Raw genomic sequence first — 21,042 nt, forward strand, 5'->3', positions numbered from 1 at the left:
AGCAAGAGCCGGCGCCGCTTTGAGACGAGGAGGCAGGTTCAATACAAAGCCTGAACGCTCCCCGCTCTCATCCCAACCTCGATTGTCCGGGCAGGTGTCCTGCCCGGGCATGACAGGAGCTCAAAACTCAAGAGTCGAGTTTTCTGAGCGTGTACCGGCCCCGTTCCTTGGTATCGGGATCATCTTTCTCCCGGTCGGGCATGGCCAGCCCTTTGGTGATGAGCTTCCGCGCTTCATCGTTGCGGCGCATCTGGGCATAGGTCCTCCCCAGTTCGATGTGGTGCATGAGCCGTTCAGGATGGAGCGCGAGCGCCTTCTCCAGACAGCGGGCGGACTCCTCGTTGGAGGCAGCAGGCAGGCTGCCGTAGATGAACTGTGCCAGCGCGAGCTTGGTGCCACCGATGTTGGCCAGCTCCTGATGCCAGCGCCCCAGCATGTGCCAGGCGAGATCGTTGTCAGGCTCCAGTGCGACGGCCTTCTCCGCAGAGGCTTTGACGACGCGGGACGCTTCCAGCTTCTGACGTGTGTCTAGCAGTGGCAGCAGCTTGCCATGGCTCACGGCCAGCGCCAGATGCGCATCGCAGAGGTTGGGATCTGCCGTCACCGCACGACGAGCGTATGCCAGTGCATTCTGTCCCTGGCGGGACTTCTCCTCCGGAGACGTGGCATCCGTCATCAGGTAGCTGTACTGTTTGGCGATGCACACCAGAAGCTTTGCGTTGTGCGGATCCATCACCTCCACCTGAAGGTAGAGCGGGAGCGCGGACTCTGGTTTCTGCTGCTGGTCGAATACACCTGCCTGCGCCATGAGTTCCGCAGCGGTGGGCGCGGCCTGGAGCAGTGAAGCAAGAGTCAGGAGCGTGGCGGTGATGGCGATGAAAGGGGCTGGCGTTTTCATAGCAGGGCGTCGTCGGTGGTGGAGCAGAACAGGAATCGGGCCAATCAAGCAAGTGGCTTCACAAACCGGTAGTGGGACACGATCCATTCATTGCCATGGTGGAAGCCCCACAGCTCTGCGCAGGCCATGTAGAAGACGCGCCAGTACACCCACCACCGGGTACGCTGCTCGCGGCCATAGGTGTTCTCCAGCAGTGGCAGGATTTCCTCGCGATGGCGGTCCATGTTGGCCAGCCAGGCGTTGGCCGTCTTCTCATAGTGCTGGCCGTTCACGGCCCACTGCTCCTGGATCTGGAGGTGTTCCTGGAAGTGCAGCAGCAGATCATGCGAGGGCATCTGGCCGCCCGTGAAGAAGTAACGCGCCATCCAGTCGTTCTCATGACGCACCTCATAGTGGTAGGCGATGTCGCGATGCGTGAAGATGTGCACGAAGAGTTTGCCGCCCGGCTTCAGCCAGCTCGCGATCCGGCGGAGCAGCTCGCGATAGTTTTTCATGTGCTCGAACATCTCCACCGACACCACGCGATCAAACGCGCCTTCTCCTTCGCCTTGATAGTGGATCATGTTGGCCGTGCGCACGGTGAGATTGGTGAGACCACGACGGGTGGCTTCGGCATCGATGTACTGCTTCTGGGTGCGGGAGTTGGAGACGCTCGTGATGCGGGCATGCGGATAGTGTTCCGCCATCCACAGGGAGAGTGAGCCCCAGCCGCAGCCAAGTTCCAAAATGTGCTGGCCGTCGCGCAGCTGGGCCCGCTCACAGGTGCGGGCCAGCATGGCGGACTCTGCATCATCCAACGTGTGGCAGTCCATGTCCCACCAGCCGGAGCTGTACTTGAGATGCTTGCCCAGGCAGAGCTGGAAGAAGCGCGTCGGCAGCTCGTAGTGTTGTTCATTGGCCGTGGCGGTCTCCACGGCTACAGGGCTGGCCAGGAGGCTTTCCAGATGTTCGTTGAAGAGGATCTGGCGGTACTCCACGTTTTGCGGACGCCGCTCGTCGAGCGTGGCCTGCAGTCGTTGACGAATGCCGAAACGGATGAGGGCATCGGGCAACAGGTTCTTCTCAAGAAGGGTGTCAGTCAGGCTCATGAAGATTTCTTGGGGAACCACGGTATGAAGGCACTCGTGGTACGTTGATACTCGCGATAGGCGTCGCCTTTGGACTCCACTGCGCATTTTTCTGTGAGAGGAATGCCCGTGACGCGGAGCACGAAGTGGAGGATGAGCAGCGGCGCGTACAGCGTGAGCCATCCCCACGGTGAGCCGCAGGCGAAGAGCCAGAAGCCCCACCAGACGAGAGATTCAAAGAAGTAGTTCGGGTGACGGGAATATTGCCAGAGGCCAGCGGTGCAGACCTTCCCGCGGTTCCCGGGTGCGGCTTTGAACTGCCTCATCTGCCAGTCCGCCACGCCTTCCCCAGTGAGGGCGATGAGCCAGAGGATTGCGCCGGCAATCTCCCAAAGACTCAAGGTGGATGATGGATTGATGAACGCCAGCAGCACCGGGATGGAAAGCAGCACGATCAACACTGCCTGTGCCTGGAAGAAGGCGAAGAAACGACTGCCCAGATGGCCCTGCCATTTCTTCCGCAGCACTTGGTAGCGCACGTCTTCATGCGGGTGGTGACTTTTGATACGTAGCAGCAGATAGGTGCCAAGCCGCAGGCTCCAGCCTATGGCCATGACCAGGGCGAGCACATGGCGGGGCGGGTGTCCCGTGCTCCACGTGCAGATGGCATAGAGGGGTGCCAACACGCCGAGCGTGTAGGACCAGGTGATGTCCACGAAGCTGTAGTTGTCCAGCTTCCGGCTGAGCAGCCAGGTGAGGGTGAAGAGCACAAAGGCCACGGCGGCCCCGAGCAGCAGCAACGTGGCGAAGGAGTTCATGCGCGCTTCATCAGCAGGGTTTCCATCGTCGCATCAGCTGGAAGGCGAATGAGCCGGATCAGTGCATACACGGCCATAGCAATGTTCCCCAGCAGGAGGATGGCCACCAGCCAGAGCATTCTGGCGGGGAGGCTGCGTTCCAGATAGAACACCCAGCAGTAGAAGGTGAGAAAGCCCCAGTACGCGTCAAACAGGGTCGCGATGAACCACGGGTGGGTGGCCACCTCACGCGGCACCTTCCACAAGGCGCCTTGCATGCTGGCCCAGATGGTGACGCTGAGCATGGAGACCAGCACCACGATGAAAAAGACGCGGAGGAAGGGGACCACTTTCATCACTTACCAGACCTCCCGGAGGGTGGGGTTGTTGGGGCGGGTGTAACAGGCCTGCACCACGCTGATGTTCCGCTGGTCAAAGGCGGCTTCACAGTACTTGAGGTAGTAGGTCCATTTCCGGATGAAGCGCTCATCGAACCCGAGGGCGAGCACTTCTTTGATGCGGGACTGGAACCGCTCATGCCAGAGGGCAAGCGTGCGCGCATAGCCGGCACCCAGGTCCTCCAGCTCATGCATGAAGAGCGTGCCGGTCTGGTTGAGCGCTTCATTGACCCGGCCCACGCTGAGCAGCAGGGAGCCGGGGAAAATGTGCTTCTGAATCCAGTCCACCCCTTTGCGCAACTGCGCGTGGTTGCAGTCCGGCACGGTGATCATCTGCACGGCCAGCAGGCCTTCGGGTTTGAGCAGCTCGGCGCATTTTGCAAAGTAGGTCTCCAGATAGGCCTCACCCACCGCCTCCAGCATCTCGATGGAGGCGATCTTGTCATACGTGCCCGTGATGTGGCGGTAGTCCTGAAGGCGGATCTCCACCCGGTCTGAGAGACCCTCGCGCGCCATGCGCTCCGTGGCGTAGCGATGCTGTTCTTCAGAGATGGTCACGGCGGTGACCCGGCAGCCATGCACTCGTGCGGCGTGGCTGCTGAAGCCACCCCAGCCGCACCCGATCTCCAGCACATGGTCGGTGGATTGCAGGCGCAGCTTGCGGCACAGCGCTTCGTACTTCTCCGTCTGGGCCTCCTCCAGACTTTGTCCTGCGCGGGTGAAGCGTGCGGCGGAGTAGGTCATGGTAGCATCCAGCCACAGGGAGTAGAAAGTGTTCCCCAGATCGTAGTGTTCCGCGATGTTGCGGCGGGACACTGTCACACTGTTGGGGCGCAGCCAGTGCTGCACCCGGTTCACCAGCTTCAGCAGATTGAGAAGCGGCAAACGCTGGGAGGAACCTCTGGCCACGGGGTCACGATGGAGATTTTCCACGAACCACGTCACCACAGCCCCGACATCCGGGGTGTCCCAGTCTCCCTCTACATACCCTTCGCCAAAGCCCACGTTGCCATAGAGCGCACACCTCTGGAAGAAGGCCTCGCGCTGGCGGATCCGGATTTCCGCAGTCACTTCGGATCCGGCGTCTCCCAGCAGCCGGGTGGTGCCATCAGGCCAGGTGAGGCGGAGCGTGCCGTGGCTGAAGCGGGAGAGCACCCGCATCACGAGACCTTCGTAAAGGGTCCACGGGTGGAAGGTGGCCATGGTGGCCGGGTTACCTGCGCTTTCCAGTGTCAGGGTGTCGTTCATGATTTCGACGGGGTGTTGGCAGCAAGCGTGGCATGGGGTCGCAGCACCTTTTGCTGCAGGTCCGGTCGGGCAGCCTTCCGGTGTACGGGCAGCCGCTTCATCCACAAACGCAGTGCCTCCCAATGAATGAGGAAGATGACCTTGAGCGTGAGCAGGGGGTACTTCACGGTGCACCAGAGCAGCCGCGTATCCGTCAGTGCGGTTCGAGTACCGGTCAGTGCGCTCAGCAGGACGCGCTCGTCCGCCTTGCGGTCATCGACGTGAATCTCCAGCTTCTCCCTGGGAACCCGGAGCTTGAAGTCAAAGCAGAGCTCCAGATCCATGAACGGGGACACATAAAAATGTTTGGGGACGATGCGGCGGAAGCGCCCGTCGGCCTCCTGGTCCTGCACCAGATAGAGCTTCTGCTCTCTGAAGGTGTTCGTCACCTGTGCCACCACGCAGAGTGGTGCGCCCTCTGTATCGTGACAGTAGAAGAAGCAGACGGGATTGAAGACGTAACCCAGCACGCGGGGGAAGCACAGCAGATGCACGGTCGCGATGCGGGCTGTGTCCACCCCTTCCGAGGCGAGCCAGGTCCGCAGACGCTCTTTCACGGGCCCGGGTTCTGAGCCCAGATGATCGGCATCGAAAAACGAAAACACTTTGAAGCGGTTGTGTCCCAACAGGCGCAGCCGTTTGTCCAATGTGGGCAGTTCATCCAGATCCAGCCAGAGGTAAAACACCCGGTAGCGGAACTGGTGCACGGTGGGCGTGAGGCGGCGATGCATCACCTCGCATTCATAGATCGCGCTGGAGGACGGCTTCACCATGGCTCCTCCCCCAGCAGATCCCGACAGAGGTTCACAGCGGAGCCCAGGGCGTCCTCGTGGAAACCATAGCGGAAATAACTGCCGCAAAAGTAGGTGGTCTGGTCTGGCGACTGCCGGTTCAGCTCAGGCAGCCTCTGCTGGGCGCGGATGGCTTTCAGGTCAAAGAGGGGATGCTCATAGCGGATCGTCTTGAGCACGCGGTCCGGGGCGATGTCCTGCTCTCCGTTGATGGCGACGAAGTAGTTGGTGCGGTCTGACACCTTCTGCAGATTATTCATCCAGTAGTGCGTGCTGGTCTGAACCCCGCCGCCCGGCAGCGGTTTCACATGGTAGTTCCAGGAGGCCCAGCAGCGTCGCGTGCGCGGCATGAAGCGCTCGTCGGTGTGCAGCGTGGCGATGTTGGGCTGGTACTGGAAGCAGGGCAGCAGTTCCTCCTCCAGCCCTGTGGGGGCATCCAGCAGAGCGAAAGACTGATCGGCATGGGCGGCCAGGATGACTTTGTCGAAGGTCTCACTGCTACCGTCTGCCAGATGCACGCGTGCCTGCCTGGGCAGCCGCTCCACACGCACGGCGGCCCGACGAAGGTGCACCTGATCCCTGAAGGGGGCGGTGAGCTTTTTCACATAGGACCTCGCTCCATCGGTGACGGTCCACCAGGGGTGGCGCGTCTTCATCCCCAGGAAGCCATGGTTGTGCCAGAACCGCATCAGCGTCACTGCCGGGAACTCGAGCATTCGTTCCGGGGGTGTGCTCCAGACGGCAGAGCCCATGGGCACGACGTAGAGGTCCAGAAAATCCTGCCCATAACCGCGGACGCGGGCGTACTCCCGCAGAGTCATCTCCGCGAACCTTGGGTCGTCCAGGGCGGCCGCCGTCTCCTGGTTGAAGCGGTGGATCTTCCGGACGAAGTTCCAGAAGCGGGGGCGCAGCAGGTTCCGCCGCTGCCCGAAGACCGTCTTCACATTGCGGCCGTTGTACTCGATGCCTGTGGGATCATGCCGCACGCTGAAGGACATGTCCGTGCGCTGGGTGGGCACGTCCAGCTCACGAAAGAGCCGGGTCAGATGCGGGTAGGTGACGTGGTTGAACACCATGAACCCCGTGTCCACCGGGAGTTCCCGCCCCTCCTCCTGCACGGTCACCGTGTTGGTGTGACCGCCGGCGTAGTCGTTCTTTTCAAAGAGGGTGATGTCATGCCGCCTAAAAAGAAAATGGGCACAGCCGAGTCCGGCTATGCCCGTTCCTAAGATGGCGATGCGCTGGCGGCTCATGAGGTGCGTGTCCGGCTTGATTTCTCAAACACCGCACCTCACGAGAACTGCGAGGGGGTGTCAGCCGGGTGATGCGCCAGCCCGCTCTTTTTGGATGCGGGCCTCTTCATAAATGTGCGCGGGCACCGGCTTGAGCTCCCAGATGATGCCGCACCAGGAGAGCATCTTCAGCACATAGAAGCTGATATCAATCTCCCACCAGTAGAAGCCCTGACGGGCGGAGTGCATGTAGCGGTGGTGGTTGTTGTGCCAGCCTTCACCGAGCGTGAGCAGGGCGAGGATGAGGCTGTTGCGGGAGGTGTCCTCTGTAATGAAGCGGCGCTTGCCGAACACGTGGGCCAGGGAGTTGATGAAGAAGGTGCCGTGAAGCAGGGCCACGGTGCTGATGAAGAAGCCCCAGATGAAGAGCTGGCCACCGTTGGTACCAAGACCGGGGGCGAATTTCCCCAGAAGCCAGCCGACGAGCCAGAGGGAGGCACCGTATGCCAGGGGGACCACCATGTCATGGCGATTGAGGAAGACGAGTTCCTTGTGCTTGGCGAGGTCCTTCACACGGCTGTAGTCCGTGGGGAAGTTCCGCGGGCTGGTGATCCAGCCAATGTGGGACCAGAGGAAGCCACGGATGGTGGGGGAGTGCACATCTGGATCTTCATCCGAGTGCTGGTGATGGTGCCGGTGGTGAGCCGCCCACCAGAGGGCGCCGCGCTGCATGGCGGTGTTGCCAATGACGGCGAACATGAACTGCGCAAAACGCGACGTGCGGAAGGTGCGGTGTGAGAAGTACCGATGGTAGAAAGCGGTGATCGCGAACATGCGGATCACGTAGAGGGCGATGGCGGCCGCCAGCGCGAACCAGCTAAAGCCCACCCAGATGACGGCGAGACAGCCGCCGTGCAGAAGGATGAAGGGCACGCAACGTTTGATATCGACAGTGTCCGCAGCGTTGCGGAGCTTGTCCTGGCCTTCAGGATGGTAGTCCGTGTCCCACCATTGGCGAAGCATGTCGGATAGATGCGCCCAGAGGGTGCGCTTTTTTGCGATACTTGGTGATTGGGATGTCATTCGAATTTTGTATTCTGGGTCCGCCCGTTAAAAACGGGCAGATTCGGAGTTGAAGGTGAATTGCCCGTGGCGTCAGGATCAGAAATGAGTGAACCTGTCGCCCCAGACGGTTGGGAGGGTTCAGAAAACGCCCCCCGACCAATCCTCATGCAGAAAGGGATTCCGAGGCTCCGCTGGTGAGCCCGTTTCAGCTGCGGCAGTTGCCAAAACTGCACTTAGAAACGGGGACAAAATCGGGTCACGGGCCTTTGGCGGCGTGAAAATCAATCTCATTTACGCCATTCCTTGGAATTTAGCAATGGAGCAAAATGGTGCAAGATTGCCCACCATCACGCAAATCCTGTTCTGGATCAGCGGGAGCCGGGGCGTTTGCCCGGCTGTAGAGCCCGGCGGTAGTTCATCACCGCCTGGGCGATGGTGGTGGCCAGTTCGCTCCGAAAATTGTCGGCAGCGATGAGTCGGGCGTCGGTGGCATTGGTGACAAATCCACCTTCGAACAAGACACCGGGACGCTCCAGACCGCGCAGGACGTGCCAGCGGGCGCGCTTCACCCCGCGGTCCACCAGTTTGAAGTGGCTGACGACGGAGGCATGGATGGCGGTGGCCAGGGCGATGTTTTCTGAGTCGCGCTGGTTCCCACGGAAGGCGTAGGCGTCGCTGGAATTGGAGCCATAGACGGAGGCGCTGCCCTGCGGTGAGAGGGCAAAGGTCTCAATGCCGGTGGCGCTGCTGCCGCCGGAATTGAAATGGAGGCTCACGTAGATGCTGTTGGGCACCTTGTTGGCGTAGGCCACGCGGCCGCCGAGGGAGATAAAGGTGTCATTCGTGCGGGTGAGCATGACGCGCAGGCCCTGCTTCTCCAGAATACCCTTGAGCGTGTAGGCCAGCTTCAGGGCGTAGTCTTTTTCATACCCGTAGATGCCCTTGGCCCCGGAGTCGTGACCGCCGTGGCCGGGGTCGATGATGACGGTGTCAAAGGTGCTGCCTTTGCCAATGTAGCTGGGGCGCAGGACGGGATCGATCAGTTTGCAGAGGTCCAGGCGGGAGATGCAGGACTTCCCATTGAGCTCCACCAGGGGGTAGCTCATGACGAACTTGATGTTGTTGATGAGCAGTTCGTGGCTGCCCTTCGTGCCCTTCATGATGAGCACGGGAGAGGTGAACCAGACGGAGTTCCCGTTCTCCTTCAACTCGTTGAACCGGTAAAAGCGGTGGATGCTGGCGGCAGAGACGTAGTCCCGCTCCTGGTAGCGAATGAGCTCCCAGCCAGCCATGTCCTTGGTGGTGGTCGTGCTGGTGGCTGACTTTGCCCGGGCGGCCGAGGCGGCCTTTTCAGCGGCCTCCTCCTCCGGATCAGGACCGTGCATCTCGCTGTCGCCATGGCCGTCGGAACTCGCCTTGGAAGAAGAGGTCACGTCCTTGGGCGCAGCGTCCTTGGCGCCTGCATCGGCAGAGCCGCCCATGTCGGCTGTCGGGGGCTTGTCGCCCTCGGCCGGTTTCTCTCCGGACTTTTCAGCCGGTTTCACCTCCGGCTTGGTTTCTTTCTCCGTTTCCGCCTTGGGTTTGGCAGGGGCTGGAGTGGTCTTCTTGACCGGGGTCGAAGTGGTTTTCTTGGCCGTTGTGGTGGTCTTTGCGGGCGCCTTGGCAGGCGGCTTCACCGGCACAGAAATTTTTTCCGTCTGTTTTGACTCGGTCTTGGGCTTTTCCTTTTCGTCTTCAGTGGATTTCTTGACGGCCCCTTGGGCCGAGCCGAGCCAGCCCGCCAGTGCACAGGCGAGCCCCACGCTCAAGGCTTTGCCGAGCGGTCTGGTGACGAAGGTGGACGTTGCCTTCATGGGGGGAGGTTCCATCATACACGTATGTTAGTCCTTTGCAATAATTGAGCGCCTTTGAGGAGAGTTGGGGCAGGGTAGGATCTCATCGGGCACCCTAAAGTGACAGTTCGATACGATGGACGTTGATCGAAAGTCGATTTTCCATTGAATGACCAGTTCATGACGACGTCCGTTTGTTCCACCTTATTTCGATTCTGACCGTTCATGATGCGCCATCCTTCCCCCATGCGGTTGATTTTGCGGTTCATGTCGAGGTACCCCTGGCGGGTGACAGCTGGTCTGGCCATGGGGGTTACGGGTACGCTATTGGCCTACGTTTTTCCTGCGCTGACCCAGTGGTTTCTGGATGATATCATTCCCAATCGGGACACCTCCCGCATCGTCCAGCTCTCTGCCATTGGGCTGGGGGCCATGTTTCTGAAGCAGCTTTTCTTCAGCCTGCGCACGCTGGCGAACAACGCCTTTGAGCTGCGCATGACCTATGACTTGCGGAGCCGGCTGCATGAGAAAATCCAGCATTTGCCGCTCAAGTGGTTCGACCGCCAGAGCACGGGGGACATCATCACCCGCATGGCGGATGACGTGCCGGCCACCCAGCGGGTCATTCTTGACGGGATCGACCAGGGCGTGCCGGCGGTGCTCCAACTGGTGCTGACAGCGGGGGTAATGTTCTGGCTGGATTCAAAACTGGCCATGGTGGTGCTCATCCCGGTGCCGTTCATCGCTGCCGGGGGCTGGATCTATGCACGGTGGGTCTCCCCGCGGGCGCTGGAGGCGCGGAAAGCGGCGGGCGGTCTGAACTCCCTGCTGCACGACAACATCGCGGGCATCCGTCAGATCAAGAGCTACACGCTGGAGGAGGAGAAGCAGCGGGGGTTCAACGCCTCCAGCAGCGAGTACCGTCGCCAGCAGACGCGGTTGCAGCGGGCGTGGTCGGTCTATGGGCCGGGCATGGGTTTTCTGGGGGATACGGGCGTGATTTTGCTCATGGGTTTCGGTGCCTGGTGGTGTATTCAGGACGCCATCGCGGTGCCTCCGCCCCCTCCGTCGGAGACGCTCACCATCGGGAAGCTTGCGCAGTTCCTACTGCTGATGGGCATGTTCTATGAGCCTGTGGGTCGGCTGCATGGCATCAACCAGACGGTGGTCATGGGGTTGGCGGCAGCGCAGCGCGTGTTCGAGATTCTGGAATTGGAGGGCACGGAAGACCTGAAGAAAGGGGAGCGTCTCGGAGAGGTGCGAGGGGAGATCGAGTTTAAGAACGTGTCTTTCCGCTATGATGAGAACCGGCCGATCGTCACCGACATCAATGTGGTGGTGCGGGCCCGGCAGACGGTGGCATTTGTGGGAGCCACCGGGGCGGGGAAGAGCACGCTCTTTCAGCTTTTGACCCGCTTCTACGAGGCGGATGAGGGGGCGATCACCCTGGACGGTCACCTGATCCAGGACGTGAACAAGGCGGACCTGCGGGATGCCATTGGCTACGTGACGCAAGAGAGCTACCTCTTTAACCAGAGCATCCGGGAGAACTTGCTGTTGGGGCGGCCTACGGCCTCGGACGAAGAATTGTGGGAAGCCCTCCGACAGGCCTGTGCGTTGGAGTTTGTAGAGCGCATGGACGGCGGGCTGGATGCTACGGTGGGTGAGCGCGGCTCCCGCCTCAGCGGTGGGGAGAAGCAGCGCATCTCCATTGCCCGTGCCTTTCTGAAGAACGCGCCCATCCTGCTGTTGGATGAGGCCACCAGCGCGGTGGACACTCGCAGTGAGAAGCTGATCCAGCGTGCCATCGACGGGCTGCGGACGAACCGCACCTGCCTGGTCATCGCCCACCGCCTGAGCACCATCCTGCACGCGGACCGGATTTATGCCATGCGGAACGGCCAGGTCCTGGCCTCGGGCAACCACCAGGAACTGCTGCAGACCTGCGAGTACTATGCGGAGCTGGTGAAGCTCAGTTTTCAGGAGGAGAAGATGCAGGGTTGAGGCGGCGGGCGAATCTGCCTAAACTTGGGGTTCCTCCGTTACGTTTTGTTTGTTGATCTCTTCTGCTGACCGCCGTCCGGGCGGGAGCTTCTCCTTTTTCACGAATTTGACGCATGAGCCAGACCGATACGCCGCCAGCCACGACGCCCACGCCCAAGCACACGAACGCCCTCGCCAGCGAGAAGTCTCCGTACCTGCTGCAACATGCGCATAATCCGGTGAACTGGCTCCCCTGGGGGGAGGCGGCCTTTGAGCAGGCGCGCAAGGCGGACAAGCCTATCCTTCTCTCCATCGGCTACTCCACCTGCCACTGGTGCCACGTGATGGAGCGGGAGTCTTTTGAGAATGAGGAGACAGCCCAGGTGCTGAACGAGCATTTCATCTCCATCAAGGTGGACCGTGAGGAGCGTCCAGATGTGGACCTCACCTACATGACCTATGCGCAAGCGGTGAGCGGTGGGGGTGGCTGGCCGCTGAACGTGTGGCTCACTCCGGAACTGAAGCCTTTCTTTGCCGGCACGTATTTCCCGCCGGAAGACAAGGGCGGGCGGATGGGCTTCCGCGCCTTGTGCCTGAAAATTGCCGAGGTCTGGAAAGATGACCGTGCTGGAGTGATGGAGCGCAGTGAAGCGGCCATCCAGAAACTGCAGGAGTACATCGAGGATGAGCAGAAGCATCACGACGCCCCCTTCGATGCGGTGATGAAGAAGGCGTACGACGATGTGTCGAACGCTTTTGACTACCATGAGGGCGGCTTCAGCGGCGCACCCAAGTTCCCCCGCCCGGTGACGCTGAACCTGCTGGGTCGGCTGAAGAAGCATCTCGCTCTGAAAAAGGAGGAGAGTGAGTCCAACTGGGCGGTGGCCATGGGCAAGACGACGCTCACCTGCATGGCCAACGGCGGCATCCGCGATCACATCGGTGGCGGCTTCCACCGCTACTCGGTGGATGGCTACTGGCACGTTCCCCACTATGAAAAGATGCTCTATGACCAGGCGCAGCTCCTCACGGCCTATGTGGAGGGCTATCAACACACGGGGCTGAAGAGCTTCGCCACCATCGCACGTGAGATCGTGGAGTACGTGAAGCGGGACCTGCGTCATCCTGAAGGGGCCTTCTACTCCGCCGAGGATGCCGACAGCTACACGGATGAAACGCGCACCACCAAGGGTGAAGGTGCCTTCTATGTGTGGAAGGCATCAGAGATCGATGAGCTGCTGGGCAAGGAGGAAGGCAGCATCTTCCGCTATGCTTATGGAGCGCGCCGCGATGGCAATGCACGTCCCGAGAGTGATCCCCATGAGGAGCTTAAGGGGCTGAACACGCTTTTCCGTGCGTACTCGCCCAAGAAGACGGCGGAGTACTTCAAGCTGGAGGAGGACAAGGTGGCGGAAATCCTGGAGCGCGGGCGCAAGGTGCTCTTTGAAGCGCGCTGCAAACGTCCACGTCCGCATCTGGATGACAAGGTGCTCTCGGCGTGGAACGGCCTCATGATCTCCGGCCTGGCGCGTGCGGCCGGGGCGCTGAATGAGCCGAGTTTCCTCGAACTGGCGACGCAGGCGGCGCAGTTCATCCATGACCATCTCTCTGACAAGGGCTCGAACCTCCGCCGGAGCTGGCGTGAGGGCGTCTCCACGGTGCAGGGCTTTGCCTCGGATTATGCGCTGCTCATCCAGGGCCTGCTAGACCTGTATGAAGCGGGCTTTGACGTGAAGTGGCTCCAGTGGGCCGCAGCTCTGCAGGAGGAGTTTGAGACGAAGTATGGCGACCCGGAGAAGGGTGGTTATTTCAGCGTCAGCAAGGCCATCCCCAACTCCGTGTTGCAGGTGAAGGAGGACTACGACAGCGCCGAGCCTTCGCCCAACAGCGTGGCGGCCATGAACCTCTTCCGCCTGGCGCGCATGCTCGCCCGGGAGGACCTGCGCGAGCGCGGGGAGAAGGTGCTGCGCCTCTTTGGCAAAAGCCTGGAGGAGAGCCCCTTCACCGTGCCAGCCATGGTGGCGGCGCTGGATTTCAGTCATTATGGCGAGGTGGAGATCGTGCTCGCTGGGAGCAAGGATGACGCCGGTTTCCAGGCGCTGGCCACGGCGGTGCGGTCCCGGTACCTGCCGCATGCGGTGCTGCTGCACGCGGATGGTGGTGCCGGCCAGGCCTTCCTCGCCACCAAGAACGAGGCGCTGGGGGCCATGAAACCCGTCAATGGTCAGGCAGCCGCCTATGTCTGCCGCAACCGCGTCTGCCAGTCCCCCGTAACCACGGTGGAGGCGTTGAATGGCAATTTGGATTTGTGATCTCTGATTTTGGATTTAGTCCAATTCATTGGTCACAAGTCAGTCTAAAGTGCCATCCATCGCCAACGGCGATGCTCTCATCTAGCATTCACAATTCCCCAATCATCATTTCAACAATGCCCCGCGCTCTGATCTTCGACTTCGACGGTCTCATTCTGGATACTGAAACGGCCGTTTATGAAGGGTGGCGTGAGCTGTATGCCGAGCATGGGCAGCCCCTGCCGCTGGAGACCTGGGCCCAGTGTGTGGGCAGTGATTTCGGTGTCTATGACCCTGCCGCAGCTCTGGAGAAGCTGGTGGGCACCGGTGCGTTGCTGGATTGGCCGGCTCTCACCAGTCGGCGTCGCCAGCGGGTCTCAGAGATTCTGGTCGGCAAGGACACGCTCCCGGGGGTGCGCCAGCTCCTGCGGGAGGCTGGTGATCACAACATCCCCTGTGCCGTGGCCAGCAGCTCCCCGCACGAGTGGGTGGACCGCTGGCTTAAGCAGCTGGGCCTTTGGGACTATTTCTTCAATGTGACGTGCCTGGAGGACACCGGCGGCAAAGTAAAGCCGGACCCCAGTCTGTTCCTACACGCCGCCAGCAAGCTGGAGGTGGATCCGGCGCAGGCGGTGGTGTTTGAAGACTCGCTCAACGGGCTTCGTGCCGCCACGGCTGCGGGCATGCGATGTGTGGTGGTGCCGTGCGCCATCACCAGCCACCTGGATTTCCAGGGGGCCTGGCGGCAGTTGCGGTCCCTGGAGGAGGTGACGGTGCCGGAACTTTTTCAGCTGTTCCGCGCCAGTCATTAACAGCATCAACCGAATGCTGCCGACCGCACGAGGGGATGGCTCCGTGCCGCCCTTGTGCCTTGCATTCTCCACGCCTCCACCCACACTGCGCGCCGTGACCAAAAATTTCAGCCTCTACCTCGCCCTCCGCTACCTTCGTCCCAAGCGGACGTTCGTGAGCGTCATCACCCTCATCTCCATCCTGGGAGTGACGCTGGGGGTGAGCGTGCTGATCGTGGTCATCGCGGTGATGGCGGGCTTCCATGCCCAGATGAAGGAGCTCGCGGTGGGCTACGAGGCACATATTGAGGCTCGGGATGCCTGGGGCACCTCCATGTTTGGCGAGAACCATCGCCCACCAGATGCCGCCGACAAACCCTGGCGGGAGGTGATCAAGGATCTGCGCAAGACACCGGGGGTGGTCTCTGCTTCGCCCATGGTGCGTGGGTTGCTGTTGATCGAGTCCCAGGGGAGCATGGCTCCGGCCTGGATGTGGGGCATTCAACAGGAAGATGGCAACCGGCTCGCGGAAAAGCAGAAGGAAATGGTGGAATCCGGTGAGCTCGACCTCTCTGGAGACAACATCGTGCTGGATGGTGGTGTGGCTCACTCCTTCGGTCTGAAGGTGGGGGACACAGTGACTGTGTATGCCCCATCGAATCTCAATGGCATCGTCCAGACCATTCGGGAGATCGATGACAAACCCGAGGCGGAAAAGCAGGCTGCGTTCAAGCAGCTCAAGGAGCTGGTCCTCCCGCTGGATCTGAAGGTGACAGGAATTATCAATCCGCCCCAGTTTCAGGACTCAGACAAGATGGCCATCGGCGTGGTGCCATTGCATGTGGCGCAGGAGCTTCGAGGCATCGATGACGGCATTTCCAGCATCGGGATTGAACTTCAGGAGCCCTACATGGCCGGGCCGATCAAAGAGCAGCTATTGAAGGACAAGGTGCTTCCGGATTCCTGGGAGGCCTTCACCTGGATGGAGGCCCACGCCCGTCTCTTCGGTGCGGTGCAGAATGAGATGATGATGATGTACATCATCCTCTTCATCATTGTGCTCGTGGCGGCCTTCTGCGTGATGAACACCATGATCACCGTCACTGTGCAAAAGCGCCGTGAGATCGGCATCATCGCCGCGCTCGGCACCCGCATCGGCCAGATCATGTGGGTTTTTCTCTGGCAGGGCATGATGGTGGGTGCCTTTGGGGCCGTCTGCGGTCTCGCGGTTGGCTTGTCCGTGGCGTACAATCTGAACTCGATCCGCGACTTTCTGAACGACCGGTTGAAGCTCCAGCTCTTCGATCCCGCCATCTACGGCCTTGTCGAACTGCCCGCCAAGGTCCTGCCGAAGGACGTCGCCATCATCTGCGGCGGTGCCTTTGTGCTCTGCTCCGTCGCGGCATTGGTGCCTGCGTTCCTGGCAGCTCGTACCGAGCCGGCGGTGGCGTTGCGGGATTAAAGGGACGAACGCTGCACTTAGGGCGGTGCTGCCAATGTAGAAGAGCCGTCCCGGCTCTAGTGGGCCTCGCGCTCCACGTCGGATAGGTGTGGTTCGATGTAATGGCTGACGCATCCAGTGATGGGCTGGCTGGCGTCGTGACGTCAATCGGGCGGGATGGGCTTCGTTGGTAACCGGTCGGAGGATGGGTGTCACAAGGCATCGCGAAAGCGGTGATTCTCACCGCAGTCCCAAAACGGCTTCGCCGTCAGGTGATGGTCGTGGTGGGGACAGAGTGCCTCTGGGGGGAGCGACATCGGAGGGTGAATGAATTCCAAGCAATTTAGGAGCCCTCTTCACCTGGATGCGAAGCATCTTTGGGACTGCGGCAAGAATTGCCGCTTTGGGGAGTCCTGTGTCGAGCAGTTGGCAGTGTTGCGTGAACGAAGGTGTCGGTCCCGTTTGCGCACATTTCTCGGGTTGCCCCCTGCGACAACGCCACTTGTTTCTCCGCCGCATCCATGATTAACTTTCCAGCATGGACCGGCTTGCACCCCCGGAAACTCACGCCCGACGTCTGTTCGTGCGCGCCAGCGGCGTGTTGTTCATCGCCGTGGTGCAGCTCCTGCTGATCCAGTTCGTGGTGCTTTATCTTGATGACCGGCTCATCAGCATTGGGAGCAAGGAGTCGTATCATGTTGGTGATCTCATTGCGCATGGTGGTGTGCTGTGGCTGATCGTCTTGATCAAGCTGATCGTGGGAGCCTGGCAGGCGCTCCGCCAGCGCTGGCCAGATTGTGCCAGAGAGGTGCCGCGGAATCTTTCTTGGAGCGTCATCGTGCTCACCTTTGGGTTGCCGTGGATTCATCCGGAGTGGAGGTGGATGCACTCGGAAGATTCTCAGATTGCCTTCTACGTCATGATGGGCTGGATTGTGGGCCTTCCCGTTGCGAGCAGTCTCATCGCTTACTACAGCACCGATCGCTGGCTCCTGGGAAAGAAGATCAAGCCCGCTCCCCGTCCGTATGGCGCCAGTTCGGCCTCCAAGTCCAGCGATGGCAAACCTCTCTGGGGCTACCGGCTCATCTTTGTCACCCTGGGATGGGGCTTGCTGCTTTTTGCTGTCGGATTCTTGTTTGAGCGGACGATCACCGCCATGGTCCTGGCCGGTCTGGCTATGGCCTGCTTTTGCCAATGGCGTGATCTTCAGTATCAACGGTTCTCTCCCGCTGTGTGGTATCGTGGTCTGGTGCTGATGGTTGCATTGATTGTCATCCCTCTCTTTGCCATTGGCGGCCCCGGCGCCCATATTGCCGCCGTCTTTTTCGGCTTCTGCATCATCAACTGGGCTGCCGCGACCGCCCGGGATCTGTTTTTCCGGAGGAGTGTGGTGGAGGGGGAGGCGGTGATTTTTTGAGCATGAACATTTCGGAAGACTTTTCAGAATGGCGAGACTGTGCGGATGCCACCTATCTGGTGGGATTGGCTCTGGGCCTTTATTCTGAACAGGACAATGCGAGCATCGTCACGAGCGTTAGCAACCGAATTGGAAACCTGGCGATAACCGTTCTGGGCGAAATGGTTCGGATCGGTAATTTGGAATTCAACGAGGAACTGGGAGCGTATCGTTGGAACAAAGCGTATCGATTCAAGGAACGAATTGGCGACTTGATCGAGTGATGGCTATTGAGATTTTAGCTTCGGCATGTGCGCCACAAAGCCCCATGAGTGGGGTAATTGTTGTTTCATATATCCAATGTTCGTAGATGCGATGCCGGGTTATTCCCGGAGAAAAGTTTTTGGCATCACGCTATCAGAACTTGCCGGATCGCCTGCGCGAGGCATTTTGCCGGGTTGTTCCGACCTGGACAAAGGAGGCTCACCAAGCAGAAACCATCCCTGCACTGATTCCTGAGCCATGAAGATCCTTAAACGCCTGTTGTCTCTGATCGTCGTTCTCCTTGTATTGCTCGCCGCCGGGGCGGGTGGGTGGTTTCTCGGTTTCCGGGATGGGGCCAGCATGGCCTACGCGGATGTGTCCACCGCCCTGACAACTTATCATCTCGCCCAAAGTCGGCAGGACTCTGTGACGGCGCAACGGGCTGTGGATCGCTGCACTGGAAATGTGGTGAGCCACCTTCTCAACGGCCGTCATCAACTGCCGCTGGTGGACGTTTTCCCGTATCGTTCTGAATACTCGCTGGCTCAGTTGCGAGCGGTCTGGACGCCGCCCGACCGCCTGATTCTCGCTCCCAAGGTGGAATACCCTTACACGGTCAGGGGCCGCAAATACCGCGCTGAATTCGAGGCCATCCGACCGGCAGAGAAGGTGGAGTACGTGCGTTGGTATGCGGAGGAGTGAGGCTCCCGAGGCAGGATTAAGGAAGGCTTCATTGGCGTTGGCTGGAAAAGTGATTCCGACCTCCAGTCGAAAAACGATTGCCTGTGGGAAATGGCCCCGGTACACTCACCCGACGCGGGACCCCGGTTCGGTGTTCGATGCGACTTGGAGCAAGTTCCCGTGAAGTGAGATTCAAGGTAAGACCCAACCCTACCAAAGGAGAGCAGCCATGAGCACCCCGACAAAGCCGACCCCCGAAACGATATTCTCTGACGAGAGCTATCCTGCCACCGTGCCGCCACCCCCGCCCCCGCCAACCAATGGTGGTGGCGGCGGCTAGATCGCCCCTCGTCGTTGGACTGCCGTGAACCCGTGAGTAACGAATGGCGATGGCAGACCTTTTTTTCAAGCACTCTCAGTGGGCGGAAAGATCCGGTCATTGAGGGTGTTTTTTGGTCCACGCCTCACCCATGAAGTCCGTTCGCCCCACCAGTTCGCCTGCTGCTCCCGCAGACAGTTACTACCGCAAACGCGAAGACTGGTCCGGCAGCAGCGGCAAGCTCAACATCTCCGTCTTCGTCTTTCGGGACACCAACCGAAGCGGCCGCTATGACCTGGGGGACCGGCCGCTGGCCTCGGTGGCGGTGGAGATGCGAAGTGCAGGGGAGGAAGTGGTGGTGAAACAGTCTAACATTGCGGGTTTCAGCAACTTTGAGATGTCCACCTCAGAGGAGGCAAGCCTGATCCAGAAGCCCGGCAGGCGGACGTTTGAAGTCATTGCGCCCCCTGGGTGGGTGGTGACAACGGGCAATGCGGTGCAGGAGGTGGAGTTTGTGGCTCTGGCCGGCTCTGTGGCGGGGCTGATCTGCCTGCAACCACCACAGCTGGTGGGGCTGGCACCCGTGCTGTCCGTGAGAGCCACGCTGGATCTGGCATCAATGGGGGGCGAAGACCTCGACCTGAGGCGGGTTCAAGGCAATACGAGTCCGGGGAACGACGCGCCGTTCATTTGGCAGCGCCAGCGGCAGGGTCGGGGCCATGAATTCAGCGTTCGCTGCGGAGCAGGGCACTTCGAGCTGGTGCATGGTCGCTTTGCCCGTCCGGTGACCGTGGGATCTTTTCCTGCACACGTAGGTGACCTCAATGCAGACCGCGAATACGCCCCTGACGTCGGCGGCGACTGGCGGACCATCGATTTTGAGTCAGCGGTGCAGGCGGGCATTGGCAAGATTCCCAACGGCTATGCGGGCATGGGCTGGGACAACTTTGTGGCGGTGGACAATGCCTTCTACCAGGGGGAAGGCTATGTGAACGGCACGATCTCAGGTCGCATGGTGACCTACAATGGCTCCGGCCATCCGGCGGAGGTCCTCCATGAGAACGGGTTTGATCTCCTCGGATGCCATCTGACCCTGGGATGGATTCGTGCTGAGGGTGAACTGGCGGTCATCGAAGCCTTTCAGGGAGATGTGCTGGTGGCGGTGGACCGGGTGGAGCTCTCTGCGCTGGGTCCCGTGTGGTATGAACCGAGATTCCGCAACGTGACCCGGGTGCGCTTTGCCACCGAGCACTACTGGCAGTTCATCATGGATGATCTGGTGGTGCGTGTTTAGCCGGGGACTCAGTGCGTCAGTGAAGGTTCGGGGAAAATATTGTGTGAGCGGAGAGGGTTGGAGTGCCGTCCCCGCATGCGGGACGGAATCAGTTCTCCAGGCGAAAGCAGGTGAATTCACGTGCCGACAGCCACCACGAGTAGATGGGTGCCAGGCCGCCGCCTCGATGGAGCTCACGATCCGACTTTGATGAAAATACGCCGCTCAAAACGGAACTCCAACCCGCTCCCTTGGGGACTGCCGGTGGGGCTGAGGTTGTCGGAATTTTAGAGCGCATTTTCGTCAGTAGGGACCCCTGGTTTTGATCAAAAAACGCTTCGCCGAAATCATCTTCGTGCGGCTATGGCCGAGAGATTGTGGGCTGTGACATCAATTGCCTTCAGGGTTTGCAAGCTCCTCCTGTTCATCAACCCAGTTTTTTAGCTCATCGAACTTCGCGGCCAGTGCCACTTGGTTGGTGGCATAGCTGGTCTTCAGCACGGTGAGTCCGTCGCCGGCGGGCAGGTAGCGTGAAAAATATTCGCCGGCGGTTGTTTCCCCTCCCAGGAACTGTTTGGCAAGCTGCCACGGTCCTGCCTTGAGCTGGGTCAACACCGAGGCGGCGTTCAGAATCAGTATGCCCGCGGAATCAATGGGGGGAGCTTCTGTGGCCCACTGTCCGCCCTGGGCCAGCTTCCCGGTGGCAAAGACTTCAACAAATTTCGACAAGTTGCCTGCGGACACGATGCCCCCACTTTCCTGTACGCTCTGTGAGATGGCATCGACAATGACTTGGCCAGCGGTTTCCATCAGCTTCTGGACCTCGACCAGAGAGTCAGAAAGTTCTCCGGCTGCTGGGTCTCTTGCGAAATAGGCTGAGATGGTGGGAATCAATCCAAAGATGTCTGCATGAGCCTTTGATGTCGCAGCGGACGAGGCCTGGGTGGTCCAGGTCTGAAGTTGGGGGTACCATGAGGCCAATTGGCCGGAGGCATCATTGGGGGCCAGGGAAAGGGCGGTTGTGGCGCGGGTGGCGATGTCCTGAAGGATTTCTGAGTTCACCAGGCTCGTCAATCCCGGGCCAGCGGGGAGATAGTCTGCATCTGGCCTGGGGGGGGCGACGGGCGCTCCGATGACTTCTGAACTGCGGTCAGGCACGCTGTCCAGCCCAAGGGAGGCGATGGTGCTCATGCACAATCTCATCGGCACAAGGATCAAGAGGGAGGTTTTCATCCG

General features: G+C 60.3%; 18 protein-coding genes. 8 read left to right on the top strand and 10 right to left on the bottom strand.

The window, feature by feature from the left end; translation table 11 throughout:
• Window positions 1-127: 127 nt before the first annotated feature.
• The 9 genes from BV034_RS04185 to BV034_RS04225 form a co-directional block, all read right to left on the bottom strand.
• Window positions 128-898: a hypothetical protein gene (locus tag BV034_RS04185; RefSeq protein WP_050024435.1), complete on the bottom strand. Its 771-nt coding sequence runs from the start codon at window positions 896-898 to the stop codon at window positions 128-130.
• A 44-nt stretch (window positions 899-942) separates the two neighbouring features.
• Complete coding sequence (locus tag BV034_RS04190) at window positions 943-1,986, bottom strand: cyclopropane-fatty-acyl-phospholipid synthase family protein (protein WP_050024437.1); 1,044 nt, start codon at window positions 1,984-1,986, stop codon at window positions 943-945.
• Window positions 1,983-2,783, bottom strand: coding sequence for a DUF1295 domain-containing protein (locus BV034_RS04195; protein WP_050024439.1), 801 nt, complete (start codon window positions 2,781-2,783; stop codon window positions 1,983-1,985). The genes BV034_RS04190 and BV034_RS04195 overlap by 4 nt, the downstream gene beginning before the upstream one ends.
• Window positions 2,780-3,118 (bottom strand): DUF1475 family protein, encoded by a 339-nt coding sequence (locus tag BV034_RS04200; RefSeq protein ID WP_050024440.1) that lies wholly within the window; start codon window positions 3,116-3,118, stop codon window positions 2,780-2,782. The genes BV034_RS04195 and BV034_RS04200 overlap by 4 nt, the downstream gene beginning before the upstream one ends.
• Before the next feature lie 3 nt (window positions 3,119-3,121).
• The gene (locus tag BV034_RS04205) at window positions 3,122-4,408 is read right to left on the bottom strand and encodes a cyclopropane-fatty-acyl-phospholipid synthase family protein (protein ID WP_050024442.1); all 1,287 of its coding nucleotides are present in this window, start codon (window positions 4,406-4,408) and stop codon (window positions 3,122-3,124) included.
• Window positions 4,405-5,220, bottom strand: coding sequence for a DUF1365 domain-containing protein (locus BV034_RS04210; protein WP_050024444.1), 816 nt, complete (start codon window positions 5,218-5,220; stop codon window positions 4,405-4,407). Before BV034_RS04210 ends, BV034_RS04205 begins: the two co-directional genes overlap by 4 nt.
• On the bottom strand, window positions 5,214-6,491 hold the full coding sequence (locus tag BV034_RS04215; protein ID WP_050024446.1) for an FAD-dependent oxidoreductase: 1,278 nt from the start codon (window positions 6,489-6,491) through the stop codon (window positions 5,214-5,216). Before BV034_RS04215 ends, BV034_RS04210 begins: the two co-directional genes overlap by 7 nt.
• 60 nt (window positions 6,492-6,551) lie before the next feature.
• Window positions 6,552-7,493 (bottom strand): acyl-CoA desaturase, encoded by a 942-nt coding sequence (locus BV034_RS04220; RefSeq protein WP_050024448.1) that lies wholly within the window; start codon window positions 7,491-7,493, stop codon window positions 6,552-6,554.
• A gap of 410 nt (window positions 7,494-7,903) precedes the next feature.
• Window positions 7,904-9,388 carry an N-acetylmuramoyl-L-alanine amidase gene (locus BV034_RS04225; protein ID WP_265592608.1) on the bottom strand — a complete coding sequence of 495 codons (1,485 nt, stop codon included), beginning with the start codon at window positions 9,386-9,388 and terminating at the stop codon, window positions 7,904-7,906.
• Window positions 9,389-9,634: 246 nt separating this feature from the next.
• Between BV034_RS04225 and BV034_RS04230 the strand changes: the two genes are divergently transcribed.
• From BV034_RS04230 to BV034_RS04265, 8 genes are all read left to right on the top strand, one after another.
• On the top strand, window positions 9,635-11,371 hold the full coding sequence (locus tag BV034_RS04230) for an ABC transporter ATP-binding protein (protein ID WP_265592609.1): 1,737 nt from the start codon (window positions 9,635-9,637) through the stop codon (window positions 11,369-11,371).
• A gap of 113 nt (window positions 11,372-11,484) precedes the next feature.
• Complete coding sequence (locus BV034_RS04235; RefSeq protein WP_050024454.1) at window positions 11,485-13,662, top strand: thioredoxin domain-containing protein; 2,178 nt, start codon at window positions 11,485-11,487, stop codon at window positions 13,660-13,662.
• A gap of 116 nt (window positions 13,663-13,778) precedes the next feature.
• Complete coding sequence (locus tag BV034_RS04240) at window positions 13,779-14,453, top strand: HAD family hydrolase (RefSeq protein ID WP_050024455.1); 675 nt, start codon at window positions 13,779-13,781, stop codon at window positions 14,451-14,453.
• A 94-nt stretch (window positions 14,454-14,547) separates the two neighbouring features.
• The gene (locus BV034_RS04245) at window positions 14,548-15,894 is read left to right on the top strand and encodes an ABC transporter permease (protein WP_265592610.1); all 1,347 of its coding nucleotides are present in this window, start codon (window positions 14,548-14,550) and stop codon (window positions 15,892-15,894) included.
• A 517-nt stretch (window positions 15,895-16,411) separates the two neighbouring features.
• Window positions 16,412-17,290 (top strand): hypothetical protein, encoded by an 879-nt coding sequence (locus BV034_RS04250; RefSeq protein ID WP_050024459.1) that lies wholly within the window; start codon window positions 16,412-16,414, stop codon window positions 17,288-17,290.
• A gap of 2 nt (window positions 17,291-17,292) precedes the next feature.
• Complete coding sequence (locus BV034_RS04255) at window positions 17,293-17,553, top strand: hypothetical protein (RefSeq protein WP_050024461.1); 261 nt, start codon at window positions 17,293-17,295, stop codon at window positions 17,551-17,553.
• 238 nt (window positions 17,554-17,791) lie between these two features.
• Complete coding sequence (locus BV034_RS04260) at window positions 17,792-18,235, top strand: hypothetical protein (RefSeq protein ID WP_050024463.1); 444 nt, start codon at window positions 17,792-17,794, stop codon at window positions 18,233-18,235.
• 449 nt (window positions 18,236-18,684) lie between these two features.
• A complete protein-coding gene (locus tag BV034_RS04265) occupies window positions 18,685-19,827 on the top strand; it encodes a hypothetical protein (RefSeq protein ID WP_050024465.1) in 1,143 nt (380 codons plus the stop codon).
• A 369-nt stretch (window positions 19,828-20,196) separates the two neighbouring features.
• Here the strand turns inward: BV034_RS04265 and BV034_RS04270 are convergent, their stop codons facing one another.
• Window positions 20,197-20,997: a hypothetical protein gene (locus BV034_RS04270; RefSeq protein WP_265592611.1), complete on the bottom strand. Its 801-nt coding sequence runs from the start codon at window positions 20,995-20,997 to the stop codon at window positions 20,197-20,199.
• Window positions 20,998-21,042 lie beyond the last annotated feature (45 nt).

The sequence above is a fragment of the Verrucomicrobium sp. BvORR034 genome (genome assembly GCF_000739635.1).
GTDB lineage: Bacteria > Verrucomicrobiota > Verrucomicrobiia > Verrucomicrobiales > Verrucomicrobiaceae > Verrucomicrobium.

Coding starts and splice junctions, on each gene's coding strand:
- BV034_RS04190 (WP_050024437.1), bottom strand. CDS start 1,986: ATGAGCCTGACTGACACCCTTCTTGAGAAGAACCTGTTGCCCGATGCC.
- BV034_RS04260 (WP_050024463.1), top strand. CDS start 17,792: ATGAAGATCCTTAAACGCCTGTTGTCTCTGATCGTCGTTCTCCTTGTA.
- BV034_RS04240 (WP_050024455.1), top strand. CDS start 13,779: ATGCCCCGCGCTCTGATCTTCGACTTCGACGGTCTCATTCTGGATACT.
- BV034_RS04185 (WP_050024435.1), bottom strand. CDS start 898: ATGAAAACGCCAGCCCCTTTCATCGCCATCACCGCCACGCTCCTGACT.
- BV034_RS04255 (WP_050024461.1), top strand. CDS start 17,293: ATGAACATTTCGGAAGACTTTTCAGAATGGCGAGACTGTGCGGATGCC.
- BV034_RS04250 (WP_050024459.1), top strand. CDS start 16,412: ATGGACCGGCTTGCACCCCCGGAAACTCACGCCCGACGTCTGTTCGTG.
- BV034_RS04265 (WP_050024465.1), top strand. CDS start 18,685: ATGAAGTCCGTTCGCCCCACCAGTTCGCCTGCTGCTCCCGCAGACAGT.
- BV034_RS04195 (WP_050024439.1), bottom strand. CDS start 2,783: ATGAACTCCTTCGCCACGTTGCTGCTGCTCGGGGCCGCCGTGGCCTTT.
- BV034_RS04225 (WP_265592608.1), bottom strand. CDS start 9,388: ATGAAGGCAACGTCCACCTTCGTCACCAGACCGCTCGGCAAAGCCTTG.
- BV034_RS04205 (WP_050024442.1), bottom strand. CDS start 4,408: ATGAACGACACCCTGACACTGGAAAGCGCAGGTAACCCGGCCACCATG.
- BV034_RS04215 (WP_050024446.1), bottom strand. CDS start 6,491: ATGAGCCGCCAGCGCATCGCCATCTTAGGAACGGGCATAGCCGGACTC.
- BV034_RS04270 (WP_265592611.1), bottom strand. CDS start 20,997: ATGAGCACCATCGCCTCCCTTGGGCTGGACAGCGTGCCTGACCGCAGT.
- BV034_RS04230 (WP_265592609.1), top strand. CDS start 9,635: ATGTCGAGGTACCCCTGGCGGGTGACAGCTGGTCTGGCCATGGGGGTT.
- BV034_RS04210 (WP_050024444.1), bottom strand. CDS start 5,220: ATGGTGAAGCCGTCCTCCAGCGCGATCTATGAATGCGAGGTGATGCAT.
- BV034_RS04200 (WP_050024440.1), bottom strand. CDS start 3,118: ATGAAAGTGGTCCCCTTCCTCCGCGTCTTTTTCATCGTGGTGCTGGTC.
- BV034_RS04235 (WP_050024454.1), top strand. CDS start 11,485: ATGAGCCAGACCGATACGCCGCCAGCCACGACGCCCACGCCCAAGCAC.
- BV034_RS04220 (WP_050024448.1), bottom strand. CDS start 7,493: ATGCTTCGCCAATGGTGGGACACGGACTACCATCCTGAAGGCCAGGAC.